The organism is Sphingomonas sp. So64.6b (genome assembly GCF_014171475.1).
GTDB classification, from domain to species: Bacteria; Pseudomonadota; Alphaproteobacteria; order Sphingomonadales; family Sphingomonadaceae; genus Sphingomonas; species Sphingomonas alpina_A.
On the sequence record NZ_CP048817.1, the window covers coordinates 941471 to 955582 of the forward strand.

Genomic DNA, 14112 nt, shown 5'->3' on the forward strand with positions numbered 1-14112 from the left:
GCCCGCGATGTTCGGCAAGATCGCCAGCTTCGAGCTCCGCTATCAACTGCGCAACCCGGTTTTCTGGGTCGTCGCCATCCTGTTCTTCTTGATGACCTTCGGGTCGGTGACGGTCGAGCAGATCCAGATCGGCAGCGGCGGCAACATCCACAAGAACGCGCCGTCCGCGATCGCGCAGACGACGCTGATCCTGTCGTTGTTCTTCATGTTCGTAACGACCGCGTTCGTCGCCAATGTGATCGTGCGCGACGATGAAAGCGGCTTCGGCCCGATGGTGCGATCGACCCGAGTGAGCAAATTCGACTATCTGATGGCGCGATTCCTCGGCGCGTTCATCGCAGCGGCGGTCGCGTTCGCCGCCGTGCCGTTCGCGATCTGGTTCGGTTCGCTGATGCCTTGGGTCGATCCCGAGACGCTCGGGCCCAATCGCTGGGGCAATTACCTTTACGCCTATTTCATATTCGCACTGCCCAACATATTCCTGACCTCGGCGATCTTCTTCGCGGTCGCGACGATGACGCGATCGATGATGTACAGCTATCTCGGCGTCGTCGTATTCCTCGTGCTTTACTTCGCGTTCAACGTGACGATGCGGTCCAAGCCCGAGCTGCGCGACATTGCCGGTTATATCGAGCCATTCGGGCTTGCCGCCTTCGGCAATGTCACGCGCTACTGGACCGCCAGCGAGGCCAACAGTCTCACGCCCGGCGTGACCGGCATGTTGTTGCTCAATCGCCTGATCTGGATCGCTGTCGGGCTCGCCGCGCTTGGCCTTGCCTTTGCCCGCTTCAGTTTTTCCGAGCGCGGCGCGTCGAAGCGCAAGTTGCGCAAGCAGGCGCGCACCGCAGCCAGGCTCGCGGCAACGCCGGCGACGATGGTCGCGACCTTACCCCCGGTGCGTCCGGCGGCCGCCACATGGGCGCGGCTCTGGGCGCGTTGCCGGTTCGAGATGCGGCTGGTGTTTCGCAGCCCCGCCTTCTTCGTGCTGCTGCTGATCGGACTGTTCAATGCCGTGCTCGGCCTGACGCTGGCCGACGAAATCTATGGTACCGCGCCGCATCCGCGCACCTTCGCGCTGATTGGAACACTGACCGGGTCGTTCGCGATCATCCCGCTGATCATCGCGATCTATTATTCCGGCGAACTCGTGTGGCGCGATCGTGAGCGCAAGATGCACGAGATCATCGACGCCACCTCGCTACCCAACTGGGCTTATATGGTGCCCAAGGCGCTGGCGGTTACCGGCGTGCTGTTCGCGACACTGCTGATCTCGGTCGCCGCCGCGATCCTGGTACAACTATGGCGTGGCCAGACCGACTTTGCGCTCGGCCAGTATTTCGCCTGGTATCTGCTGCCCATGACCGTCGATATGGCGATCCTCGCGATCCTCGCGGTATTCGTCCAGGCGCTCAGCCCGAACAAATATGTCGGGTGGGCGATCATGGTCGTTTACATGGTTGCGCAGATCACCCTGTCCAATATCGGCTTCGACCATCCGCTGTACAATTATGGCAGCACCGGCACCCAGCAATTCTCCGACATGAATGGCGGGCAGATTGGCGGGGCGCTGGGCTGGTGGCTGCGGCTTTATTGGGGCGCGTTCGCGATCATGCTGGCGGTGCTGGCCCATCTGTTGTGGCGGCGCGGTACGGAAACCCGGTTGCGGCCGCGCCTCGCGCAATTGCCACGCCGGCTGGCGGGTGTCCCGGGTGCGATCCTCGGGATCGCGCTGATCGTCGCGGCGGTGACTGGCGGCTTCCTCTATTATAATATGAACATCCTCAACATCTATCGGCCGCAACAGGAACGCGACAAGCGGCTCGCCGATTATGAGAAGAAATACCTCAAATATGCCGCGGTGAGGCAGCCGTCGCTGACCGATATCACCATGAACGTCGCGCTCTATCCGGAGGAACGGCGTGCCGAGACGACCGGGCGCTACAGCTTCGTCAACGACACTGGCGCACCTGTCCCCGCGCTGCACGTGCGTTTACCCGACAATGATACGCGGATCGTCTCAATCACTGTCCCTGGTGCGACGCTGGCGATGAATGATGCGGATTTCAAATACCGCATCTATCGTTTCGCCACGCCGCTTGCGCCGGGCGCGACGGGCACGCTGAGCTTCGCGACCGAGCGCAAGACGCTGGGACTGCGGGCAACCGGCGACGATACGTCGCTGATCGCCAACGGGACCTTCCTCAACAACGCCAATCTGGCGCCGCAACTGGGCATGGATCGTGACGGCCTGCTCAGCGACCGCGTCAAGCGCCGCAAATATGGCCTGACGCCCGAACTCCGCATGGCAAAGCTCGAGGACGTATCTGCCCAGCGCCGCAATTATGTCGGTGATGCCGACTGGGTGCGGTCGGACATCACCGTATCGACCAGCGCGGACCAGATGCCGATTGCGCCGGGCCGCAAGGTTGCGGACAGCGTCGCCGGCGGCCGGCGTACCGCGCAGTTCGCGTCGCAGGCGCCGATCCTGGCGTTCTTCTCGATCCAGTCGGCGCGCTATGCCGAGAAATCGGAAATGGCGGACGGCGTACGCCTGTCGGTCCTGTATGACGCCAAGCACGCCTATAATGTCGATCGCATGCTTGCCGCGATGAAGCTGTCGCTTGGTTATTACCGCAAGAATTTCGGGCCTTACCAGTTCGACTATGCCCGGGTGATCGAGTTCCCCGGCTATGCGACTTTCGCGCAGGCGTTCGCCGGCACTATCCCATATTCGGAACGGATCGGCTTCCTCGCCGATGCGAGCGATCCGGAAAAGATCGACTATGTGACCTATGTCACCGCGCATGAGCTCGGCCATCAATATTGGGCGCACCAGATCATCAGCGCGGACATGCAGGGCGGCACCGTGCTGGTGGAGACGATGGCACAATATTCGGCGCTGATGGTGATGAAGCACCTCTATGGCGAGGACAAGATTCGCCGTTTCCTGAAATATGAACTCGACAATTATCTGCGCTCGCGCGGCGGCGAGCGGATCGAGGAGCTGCCGCTCGATCGGGTCGAAAACCAGCCCTATATCCATTACCGCAAGGGCTCGGTCGTGATGTATTTGCTGCAGGACCGGCTGGGCGAGGATCGCGTCAACAGGATGCTTGCCGCGTTGCTCGACAAGTATCGCTTCAAGAGCCAGCCTTACGCCCGCTCGCTCGATCTGGTGAACGGCTTCCTGTCGATCGCGCGGACGCCGGCCGAACGCCAATTGGTGCTCGACCTGTTCGATCGCATCACCATATTCGATCTGAAGGCGAAGACCGCGACCACGCGTAAACTGCCGGACGGCAATTTCGAAACGAGCATTACGATCGACGCGGCGAAATTCTATGCCAATGGCACGGGCGTCGAGAAAAAGGCTCCGCTGGCCGACAGCATCGATATCGGTTTGTTCGATCAGCGGCCCGGCATCGGCTCGTTCGCGTCGAAAAATGTGATCTCGATGCAGCGAATGCCCGTCAAATCCGGTCAGCAGGTCGTGCGCGTGATATCGAAGCGCAAGCCGCTGTTCGCGGGCATCGATCCGTATAACAAATATATCGACCGCAATAGCGACGACAATGTCGTCGGCACGACGGGGTGATCCGACAATAAGAAAAAGCGCGCCGATACAAGTCCGGCAAGCGAAGGCATGCCGGATCCAGTGTCGTGGTTGAATCGCCGCCGGCGACGGGCTGAAGAAACGAGCGTCGGGAGATATAGGACACCGGTTGTGTCGTATCTTTTCTCACCATCGCCTAGGCAGATTTCGGTATAATATTGTTATATATCATACACTAAGATGAAATGCCTCGCCTGAATGCGCGCGGGGCAAGTAGATATCTAGGCTAACCCTGTTTCACCGGGCGACAGAACGGCACCAGCACCAGCGCGGCGATGAACAGCCACGCCATGATGCGGAACACGTCGTTGAACGCGAGCGTCAGCGCCTCGCCGCCAACGACATGGCCGAGCGTCGCCTTGGCCATCAGCAGCGCGCGGTCGGGGTCGGGGGTGGTCTGGCCGAAGCGCGCGGCAAGGCGGGCGATCATCGTCGCGGCGCCGTCGCCCATCGAACCGAGCGCTTCAGAGATACGCAATGCGTGGAGCCGCGCACCGTCCTGCAGCCAGGTATTGACCAGCGCGATGCCGATCGCGCCGCCCAGATTGCGCATTAGGTTGAACAGGCCCGACGCATAACGCAGCTCCGGTCCGGCAAAGCCGCTCAGCGCCAGCGTCACGCTCGGCACGATGCACAGCATGATCGCGAAGCTGCGCACCGCCTGTGGCCAGAACAACGCGGCGAAGCCCCATTCGGGCGTCATGAAGGAGAACAGCCAGAGCCCGAGCGCGAACAGGCTCAATCCGAAGGTGATCAGAATGCGCGGATCGACACGCTGCGACAGGCTGGCGGCGATCGGCACGCCGAGCATCTGCACCACGCCGGCGATGAACACGGTCGTACCGATCTCCGACGCGTTGTAACCCCGCACCTGGCCGAGAAAGAGCGGCACGAGATAGGTCGCCGAATATAATCCGAACCCGATCACCAGGTTGAACACACAGGCGAAGATGAAGGTCGGGCGGCGGAACGGGGACAGGTTGACGATCGGGCTTGGCGATCGGAACGACCGTTCGAGGAACAGCAGGAATGCGACGAACGAGAACCATGCGCCGGTGGCGATCGCCGTGTCGTCGAACCAGTCGTTGCGCGGTCCTTCCTCAAGCACATATTGAAGCCCGCCGAGGAACACCGCCATCGCCGCGAGATGGACCCAGTCGATCCGCTTGAGCATCGACGGATTGGCGCGATCGACCCGGATAAAGGCGATCGCCAGCAGGCACACCAATGTGCCTGGAATGATGTTGATATAGAAGACCCAGCGCCAGCCGGCGGCGTCGGTGATCCACCCGCCAAGTGTCGGCCCGAGCGTCGGCGCGAGCACCGAGACCATGCCGAGGATCGCGGGGATCATTGCGCGCTGCTTGCCCTCGAACATCGCAAAGCCGGTGGCGAACACCGTCGGCACCATCGCGCCCCCGACGAACCCCTGCAGCGCGCGGAACGCGATCATCGATTCGATGCTCCATGCCAGGCCGCACAGCGCGCTCGCCAGGGTGAACAGCCCGGCCGACAGCGCGAACAGCCAGCGCGTCGACATCGACTGGGCAAGGAACGCCGCGAACGGGATCATCACCAGTTCGGCCATCAGATAGGCGGTCTGCACCCAGCTGATTTCGTCTGCGCTGGCGGACAGGCCGGCGCGGACCTCGTTGAGCGAGGCGGCGACGATCTGGATGTCGATCAGCGCCATGAATTGTCCGAACGCCATCACGCCGAAGATCAGGAACTTGATCCGGTCGGGCAACTTCATCGGATCGATGACGGGCGGGGCAGGGGGTGCGTCGGCGTTGGGCATGGGGCTCTCGTGCGGACCCCCTTGCGGATTGGGGCATCATTATATTATATGCATCATATAATCGGAGACGACAAGATGCGCTACGATAGCGAGCATAAGAGCGAGACGCGCAAACGTGTGTTGAAGGAAGCCGCGCGCGACATCCGCGCCAAGGGGCCGGGCGGTATCGCGGTGGCCGGAATCATGGCCCGTGCCGGCCTGACCCATGGCGGTTTCTATGCCCATTTCAAATCGAAGGACGACCTCATCGCCGAGGCGATCGGTACGATGTTCGACGATGCGCGCGCGCGTTTCGATGCGTCTGATGCGGCGATCGATCCGGCCGCGGCGCTCAATGCCTATATCGATTTCTACCTCTCGCCGCGTCATCGCGATTCGCGTGAGCGCGGTTGTCCGCTGCCGGCATTGTCGTCCGATCTCGCACGGCTCGATCCCGTTCCGCGCGCGCGTTTCGGTATTGGGGTCGCGGCGCTGACGGCGCGGCTGTCCGACGCGCTCGACCGGCACGGCATCGCCGATGCCGATGTGGCAGCGTCGTCGATGCTGTCCGAACTGGTTGGCGCGGTGTCGCTGGCGCGCGCCGTCGATGACGCGGCCCAGTCCGACGCGATCCTCAAAAATGCTGCGGCAATGCTGCGCCATCGCTTCGATCTGGAGTCCGCAGCATGAGTGCGCTCAGCGGCCTCGAACAGCTCCGCGCGATGATCGCGTCGAACGCGCAACCGCCGATCGGCCGGACGCTCGATTTCTCGCTGGTCGAGGTGGACGAGGGGCGCGCTGTGTTCGAGGGCAATCCCGACGCGCGCACTTATAATCCGCTCGGCACCGTGCATGGCGGTTATGCGGCAACCTTGCTCGATTCCGCCTGCGGTATCGCCACCCACTCGAAACTCGCGTCTGGCCAGGCCTACACGACGCTCGAACTCAAGGTTTCGTATCACCGCGCGATGACTGCCGATACCGGGCCGATCCGCGCCGAAGGAGCGATCACCGCATTCGGCCGGCGTGTCGCCTTTGCCGAGGCGAAACTGACCGATGCCAATGGACGGCTGCTTGCCTCCGCCACCTCGACCTTGCTGGTGATCACGCCATGAATGCCCCGTCGCTCACCATGGATCCGGCGCTCGCCACGGAGGTAACGGTCAAGCGGCGGAAACTGCCGCGCGCGTTGGTCGCCGGCGCAGCCGCGATCCTGCTTGCCGGTGCCGGTGCTGCGTGGATCGCCATGCCGGGTGCGAACGAGAGCACCGACAACGCTTATCTGCGCGCCGATGCGACAATTGTGTCGGCGCGGGTCGGTGGCACTGTCACCGAGGTGCTGGTTCGCGACAACCAGCAGGTCCGCGCCGGCGATCCGCTGATCCGCATCGACCCGCAGGAATATGACGCGAAACTCTCCGTCGCAGAAGCCTCGGTCAGCGATGCGGACGCCGGAGTCGCCAGCGCCCGTGCGGCACTGGTCACCTTCGTCGCCGATCGCCAGGTCGCCGAAGCCGATGTCGCCGTTGCGCAAAGCACGATCGTCTCGGCCGATGCCGAGCGCCGTCGCGCCGAAGCGGACACCGCGCGCTATTCCGCTTTGTCCGAACGCGGCTTCGTCACGCAGCGCGATGCGGAACGGATTGCCGCGACCGCAATCGATGCGCGCGCCCAGTTGCGGCGCAGCGTCGCCAGCCTCGCTGTCAGCCGCGACAAGGCTTTAGCGACGGGCGTGCGCCGCGCCGCACTCGAAGCGGATCTCGCTCAGGCCCAGGCCGTAGCGGCGCGTGCGCGGGCAAGCTTACGGCTGGCGCAACAGGATCGCGGCTACACCTTCATTCGCGCCGCGATCTCGGGCCAGATCGGCAACCGCCAGGCGCAGACCGGCGATCTTGTCCAGCCCGGCACCCGTCTGCTGACCATCGTGCCGCAAGCCGGCCTCTATGTTGTCGCCAATTTCAAGGAGACACAGACCGGCCGCATGCTCATCGGCCAGCGGGCGAAGGTTAAGGTCGATGCGCTCGATGGCCCCGCGCTGACCGGCCGGATCGACAGCTTCGCGCCCGCCTCGGGCTCGGAGTTCGCCTTGCTCCCGTTCGAACCCGGCTCAGGCAATTTCACCAAGATCGTGCAGCGCGTGCCGGTGCGTATCGCACTCGATCCGGGCCAGACGGCGGTTACAAGGCTGCGCCCGGGCTTGTCAGTGACGGCAAGTGTTCGGGTCAAGCCGTAACGACGGTTTTCGACTGGCATCGCGGCTTTATCGCCAGCTCGCCACCCCGCGGCGTTTATTGGGGTGGTTTGGTAGCCTCCCTCGGTCCTGTCTTGAGTAACGAACGGGGCGAGGCCGAAGAAGATTCTGAGGTGCATTGAACAAAGTTGGGAGGTTTGGCATTTGCGGTCTATCGGATAAACATTGCCGACAATTGGAGACTATCGAATGAACGACCCTGCAATGCTGGTAGCACTTACGGCCGATATCGCCGCGAGTTTCGTATCCAACAACCGCGTTGGGACGGGTGAGATCGGCGGCATGATCAAGTCGGTTCACGATGCCCTGACGGCGCTGAGCGAGGAAGTCGAACCGGAAGCACCGGTATTTGCGCCGGCAGTGACGGCGCGTAAGAGCTTGGCCAATCCGGCAAAGATCATTTCGATGATCGACGGGAAGTCGTACAGCATGCTCAAGCGTCACATCTCGCAGCATGGACTGACCCCTGCCGAATACCGGGCACGCTATAACCTGCCCGCCGATTACCCGATGACCGCGCCGGCCTATTCGGAACAGCGCAAGGCGCTGGCGGTGAAGATCGGTTTGGGACGCAAGGCAAAGCCGGCAGCCGCTGCCGCGCCGAAGGGGCGGCGGAAGCTGGGTGTCGCGACGCCGGCCAAAGCGCCGCCAAAGGCGTAAGGCTCCAGGTCAGTCCGTCTGGATCGCCAGCGGCTGAGGAAATATAGCCACTGCAGATGCGGGCTTGCGGCTCTAATCGAAGCTTGATGTGTTCGATTCCGCAAGTCCGTAGCAGCCGGAATTCCGCTCTGGAAATCTGTGAAGGCCTCGCCTATAGGCCTTTTCATCGTCGATCAGTGGCCTTGAAAATGCCCAGTCGGCATGCGGGCGTGGTGGAATTGGTAGACGCGCCGGACTCAAAATCCGGTTCCGAGAGGAGTGTGGGTTCGATTCCCACCGCCCGCACCATCCAAGATAGCAGGCTCTATAAAGTCCACCGCACGGGGGACAGGAGCCTGCATCAGCGGATCGCATGGGGTCGCACGTCCCGCGCTCCGCTGCGCGAAATGACAATCGAACGCATTGTCATGCTGGCACTTGGCAGCCCATCCGGGATGCGGCCATCGCCACAAATTGGCCTCGCGAAGCGACAATGTGTCTTTGCTGATTGACTGGCTATCGCTTTATCAATCATAATTGGGCTATGTCGTGATTGATAGAAAGGCATCCTATCGATCATGCGCTGGAATTGGCAACTTCCCGACTGGCCGGATTTCCGCTTCGACGCGGAACGAATCCGCGCGTCAGAAGAGCAATTTCTGAAAGGCTCCGGCGTCGTCATTGGCGCGCTCCACCACCTCGACACCGATGAGCGCGATGGGCTGACCATCGAACTCATCTCCCAGGAGGTTGTCGATAGCTCTGCCATCGAGGGCGAGATCCTCGACCGTGCCAGCGTTCAGTCATCGCTCGCACGGCATCTGGGCTTTGCAGCCGACCAGCGCCGCGCAAGCGCGGCGGAGGCCGGGGCCGCCGAACTCATGGCCGACGTTTATCGCCGTCATGCAGCGCCGCTCGACGATCGGACGCTGTTCGCATGGCACGCCATGCTGATGAACGGCCGTCGCGATATTGCCGATGTCGGGCGCTACCGGACACACGAAGACGCGATGCAGATCGTTTCGGGCGCACTCTATGCGCCGCGTGTCCATTTCGAGGCACCGCCGTCAGATGCCGTGCCGATGGAAATGTCCCGTTTCATCGCGTGGTTCAACGACAGCGCGCCGTCGTCACCAATCCCGCTTCCCGCGATCACCCGTGCCGCAATTTCGCACTTGTGGTTCGAGAGCATCCATCCCTTTGAGGACGGCAATGGCCGGATCGGGCGCGCGATTGCGGAAAAGGCATTGGCCCAAAATCTCGCTGCCCCGACGCTGACGGCACTCGCGGAAACGATCTATCGCCACCGCAAAGCCTATTACACTGCGCTTCAGCTTGGCAGCCAGAGCAACGACATCAATGCCTGGCTGACATGGTTTGCCGATATTGTGATCGAGGCGCAGGTGCGCACGATTACCCGAATCCGATTCCTGATCGACAAGACGCGGCTGCTCGATCGCTTGCGCGGCGCGATTAACGAGCGTCAGGAAAAGGCGCTGCTCCGCATGTTCCGCGAAGGGCCGGATGGTTTTGCGGGCGGTTTGAGCGCAGAGAATTATCGGACGATCACAGATGCCAGTCTCGCCACTACGACGCGCGATTTGAACGACCTAGTTGAAAAGAGGGCGCTGATCCGCAGCGGCGAGCGTCGCTATGCACGGTATCGACTTGCTGCTGGAATAACGGCCAATCACAGTGCAAGTGAAGAATGAAATTATTACAGATTATCACTGAAAATACTTGGCGAGCGATCTTGTACGGCGTCGATCATCCGACAGCAGCGACAAGTTGGCTGTAGCCGTCGCTGGTGCGCAGGTGAATATAAACCCGCACCAAGTTGACGCCGCCTGCTTTCCCGGCGGCAGGGCATCCCAGAAAGTAATATTTTCTGGGAACCCCCAAGGCCGGGGCCCAGTTGGCAAGCATTTGTTGGCCTGGCGCTTCGCCTTGTCACCTCGACCTTCTCGACTGGACCCCGGCCTTCGCCGGGGAAGCAGTAAAGGTGGGCCAACATCATGGTTGAATCACCGGCGGCGACGGGAGCGGTCTCGACCGCCCCTCAAACCGCCTCGGCGATCAGCGCGGCGAAACCACCGATCGACCAGCCATGGATTGCGCCGATCTGTTCGATCGGCCGCCAGCGCTCGGGATCGGTTGGCTGCCATTGCGTTGGGGCTGCGGCAAGGTTGAAGACGCACAACAGGCATTGATTTTGTGTCATGCGCTCAAAGGCCAGGATCGTTGCCGATGCTTCGACGATCTTCAGCTCTCCGGTCATCAACGCGGCATTGGCATGACGCAAAGCGATCATCCGGCGGGTGAAGTGGAGCAGCGAGCGCGGATCGCTCTCCTGACGGTCGACCGCAAGCGCGGCATGATCGCTGCCCAATGGCAACCACGGCCTGATGGTCGAAAATCCGGCATGGGGCGCGTCGGCATGCCATGGCATCGGTGTTCGCGCGCCATCGCGTGACAAGGTGAGTGGCCAGTTGGCGATCGCCTCGGGGTCGCGCAGATCGTCGAATGCGATCTCGACCTGAGTCAGGCCGAGCTCCTCGCCCTGATAGAGGAAGATATTGCCGCGCAGGCACATCAGCAGCGCGGTCTTCATCCTGGCGAATGCGTCGCGATGGTCGGGCGGCGCCCAGCGCGAGATGGCGCGGGGCGCGTCGTGATTCTCGAAGGCCCAACTCGGCCAGCCCGTGCTCGGCGCGGCGGGCCATTCGGCCAGCGCATCGCGGACCAGCATCGGCGTCAGGGCAGGCGCGTAGAGGAAGTTGAAGCCATAAGCGCTGTCGAGCCGGCGATCTCCGACAGTGAAGGCGTGCATTTCCGCTTCGGGGGCGGGGCCAGCGACTTCGGCCACGGTGAACCGGCCGCCATAAGCGTCGGTCAGCGTGCGCAGCCGCTCGAGGAAGAGCGGGATGCCGGGCTGGCTCTGGTTATGGATATGGCGCTGGAAATCGAACGGACGGGTGCGCGGCAATCCGGTGTCGGGTGCCGGCGGATTGTCGGTCAGTGCCGGGTCGTGCATCGCGAAGTTGATTGCGTCGATGCGGAAACCATCGACACCGCGATCAAGCCAGAATCTTGCGACCGCAAGCGTCGCATCCTGCACCGCCGGGTTATGCTGGTTGAGCTGAGGCTGCTCGGCCAGGAAATTGTGCAGATAATATTGCCCGCGCCGCGCGTCCCAGGTCCAGGCTGGGCCACCGAACACCGATTGCCAGTTATTGGGTGGCGATCCGTCGGGCCTGGCGTCGGCCCAGACATACCAGTCGGCATGATCGTTGCTGCGGTCGGCGCGGCTCGCCCGGAACCAGGGATGCTGGTTCGAGCTGTGCGAATAGACCTGATCGATGACGATCTTCAGCCCCAGCATATGTGCGCGGGCGATCAGCGCGTCGAAATCGGCCAGCGTACCGAACACCGGATCGACGTCGCAAAAGTCCGACACATCGTAACCGAAATCCGCCATCGGCGAGGTGAAGAAAGGCGACAGCCACACCGCATCGACACCAAGCGATGCGATATGATCGAAATGGCGGGTGATGCCCGGCAGATCGCCGACACCGTCGCCATTGGTATCCGCGAAACTGCGCGGATAGATTTGATAGATAACCGCGCCGCGCCACCAGGGATCGCGCGTGGTCACCGTCAACGCGGCAGGACGATGATCGCGTTGAGCCCGCCCTCCGGCCGGTTCTCCAACACGATATCGCCACCTGCATCACGCACGATCGCGCCGGCCAACGCCAGGCCCAGGCCGATGCCGCCGGTTTCCTTGTTGCGCGACGTCTCAAGCCGAGTGAACGGATCGAACACATCGACCAGTCGGTCCTCCGGAATGCCGGGGCCTTTGTCGGCGACGATGATCCGCACTTCGCGCTCGGTGCCGAGAATGCTGACTTCGGCGCGCTCGCCATATTTGATCGCGTTTTCGATCAGGTTGCGCACCGCGCGGCGCATCAGCGAAGGACGCAGATGCATGCGCAGGCGCGCGGTCTCCGCGAACGTCACGTCATGATCCAGGTCGCGAAAATCTTCGACCACCGCGTCGACCAGCGCGGCGAGATCGACATCGGTCAGCGGCTCTGACGGCCGGCCGAGCCGCGCCAGCGACAGGATGTCGTCGAGCGTGCGGTTCATCTCCTCGATCGTGTCGGCCATCTTGTTGCGGTCGGTGTCATCCTCGACCGATTCGATCCGCACGCGAAGCGCGGCGAGCGGTGTGCGCAGATCATGTCCGATCGCACCGAGCATGCGATCCTTCTCGTCAAGCATCGCGGTGACGCGCAACCGCAGCGCATTGAAGGCGGAGATGACGTCACGCACGTCCTGCGGCCCGCGCTCCTCGATCGGCACATCGACCTCGCCGGGCTTGAAATTGCCCGCGGCGATGGCGAGCGTGCGCAATGGGCTCGAGATACGCCGCCCGATCCACAGCACAGGGAGCAATATGACGCCGTAAAGGACCAATGTCTGCGCGATCAGCCGCCAGAACAGCCACATGTCGGTGGCCGGCCAGGGCGCCCTGATCACCAGCCAGCCTTCGCGGCGTTCGACCGCGATGGTCAATTCACCGCCAAGTCGCGCCATGCGACGCATGCGATGCGAGCTATGGTCCTTGAACCGCGGGTCGTCGGCACTGATCCTTTTGACGCCGGCCTGGATCCGGCCGACCTTGAGCCCGGCATCGGTCAAGGTGTCCCGCAGGCCCTGTTCCACATCGTCCAGGCGCCGTGCATCGGCGGCGATCGGCGATGCCGGCACCAGCCGTACCCGGCCGCGATCGGGTTGCAGGTGCGGCCCGCGGCCCGACTCGACACGCTCGACCGCATCGACCAGCCGCGTGATTGCGGGGCCGGTGACCTGTTCGAACAGGAAGGAGCGGCGCTCCTGCAGCAGCATGGCGAAGTTGATCGCCTGAGCGATGAACAAGGCGATTGCCACCAGCAGCGCCATCTGGCCCGACAGGCTGCGCGGCCAATAGCGGAGTACCGGACGCTGCCGGGGTGGCGGAGGCGCCCCATGCGCGTCTTCGCGCGTTTCGGAAGGCTCGGTCACAGCCGCGTGACTTCGGCCGCCAGCGTATAGCCGCCGCCCCATACGGTCTTGATCAGTTCGGGGCTCTTTGCGTCGATCTCGATCTTGCGGCGCAAGCGGCTGACCTGATTGTCGATCGCTCGATCGAACGCCGCCGCCTCGCGTCCCTGCGTCAGGTCGAGCAACTGGTCACGGGTCAACACCTGACGCGGCCGGGTGACTAGCGCGAGGAGGAGGTTATATTCGCCGGTCGATAGCGGCACCGACACGCCCTCGCGATCGACCAGCGCGCGCTCGCCCGATTTGAGCACCCAGCCGGCAAAGGCGAACGAGCCGCTTTCCGGTGCATGCTGGCGCGCTCCACCGGCAGCTGCGCGGCGCAGGATGACCTTCACGCGCGCTGACAATTCGCGCGGCGAGAAGGGCTTTACGACATAATCGTCGGCGCCCATTTCAAGACCGACGATACGGTCGGTCTCCTCGCTGCGCGCGGTGAGCAGGATCACCGGGATCTCGCCGGTCTCGCGGATGTGGCGGCACAGGCTCAGCCCATCTTCGCCCGGCATCATGATGTCCAGGATGATCAAATCGATGGCATAGGCCGCCAGGCGCATACGCGCTGCCTCGGCATCGCCGGCCTGAGTCACGCGGAAACCCTGCTTGGTCAGATATTGCGCGAGCGGCTCGCGGATCGAGCGCTCGTCATCGACCAGCAGCAAATGTGGCGTGTCTCCCATCGGATCGGGGCTTAGCATGATAATTCCCAAGTGAAAGTGCCGGGCGGGC

10 protein-coding genes and 1 tRNA gene are annotated in these 14112 nt (G+C 62.8%); 7 read left to right on the forward strand and 4 right to left on the reverse strand.

Annotated features, from left to right (window positions below; genetic code table 11):
* Positions 1-7 precede the first annotated feature (7 nt).
* Positions 8-3595: a M1 family aminopeptidase gene (locus tag G4G27_RS04385; protein WP_183112217.1), complete on the forward strand. Its 3588-nt coding sequence runs from the start codon at positions 8-10 to the stop codon at positions 3593-3595.
* Positions 3596-3839: 244 nt separating this feature from the next.
* Here the strand turns inward: G4G27_RS04385 and G4G27_RS04390 are convergent, their stop codons facing one another.
* A complete protein-coding gene (locus G4G27_RS04390; RefSeq protein ID WP_183112218.1) occupies positions 3840-5411 on the reverse strand; it encodes a DHA2 family efflux MFS transporter permease subunit in 1572 nt (523 codons plus the stop codon).
* Positions 5412-5486: 75 nt separating this feature from the next.
* Here G4G27_RS04390 and G4G27_RS04395 point away from each other — a divergent pair, with 75 nt between their 5' ends.
* The 6 genes from G4G27_RS04395 (at position 5487) to G4G27_RS04420 (ending at position 9992) form a co-directional block, all read left to right on the forward strand.
* Complete coding sequence (locus G4G27_RS04395) at positions 5487-6080, forward strand: TetR/AcrR family transcriptional regulator (RefSeq protein ID WP_183112219.1); 594 nt, start codon at positions 5487-5489, stop codon at positions 6078-6080.
* Positions 6077-6505, forward strand: coding sequence for a PaaI family thioesterase (locus tag G4G27_RS04400; RefSeq protein ID WP_183112220.1), 429 nt, complete (start codon positions 6077-6079; stop codon positions 6503-6505). The genes G4G27_RS04395 and G4G27_RS04400 overlap by 4 nt, the downstream gene beginning before the upstream one ends.
* Positions 6502-7623, forward strand: a complete 1122-nt coding sequence (locus tag G4G27_RS04405) for an HlyD family secretion protein (RefSeq protein ID WP_183112221.1) — start codon at positions 6502-6504, stop codon at positions 7621-7623. Before G4G27_RS04400 ends, G4G27_RS04405 begins: the two co-directional genes overlap by 4 nt.
* A gap of 207 nt (positions 7624-7830) precedes the next feature.
* Positions 7831-8301, forward strand: a complete 471-nt coding sequence (locus G4G27_RS04410) for a MucR family transcriptional regulator (protein ID WP_183112222.1) — start codon at positions 7831-7833, stop codon at positions 8299-8301.
* 203 nt (positions 8302-8504) lie between these two features.
* Positions 8505-8589: transfer RNA gene (locus G4G27_RS04415), tRNA-Leu, on the forward strand.
* Between the two features lie 269 nt (positions 8590-8858).
* Entirely contained in the window at positions 8859-9992 is a 1134-nt protein-coding gene (locus G4G27_RS04420) for a Fic family protein (protein ID WP_183112223.1), read from the forward strand.
* Between the two features lie 347 nt (positions 9993-10339).
* On the opposite strand, the gene G4G27_RS04425 is transcribed toward G4G27_RS04420, so the two are convergent.
* From G4G27_RS04425 to G4G27_RS04435, 3 genes are all read right to left on the reverse strand, one after another.
* Positions 10340-11935, reverse strand: coding sequence for an alpha-glucosidase (locus tag G4G27_RS04425; RefSeq protein ID WP_244624553.1), 1596 nt, complete (start codon positions 11933-11935; stop codon positions 10340-10342).
* A gap of 2 nt (positions 11936-11937) precedes the next feature.
* The gene (locus G4G27_RS04430) at positions 11938-13245 is read right to left on the reverse strand and encodes an ATP-binding protein (protein ID WP_183113610.1); all 1308 of its coding nucleotides are present in this window, start codon (positions 13243-13245) and stop codon (positions 11938-11940) included.
* Positions 13246-13343: 98 nt separating this feature from the next.
* Positions 13344-14063, reverse strand: coding sequence for a response regulator (locus tag G4G27_RS04435; RefSeq protein WP_183113611.1), 720 nt, complete (start codon positions 14061-14063; stop codon positions 13344-13346).
* Positions 14064-14112: the final 49 nt, after the last annotated feature.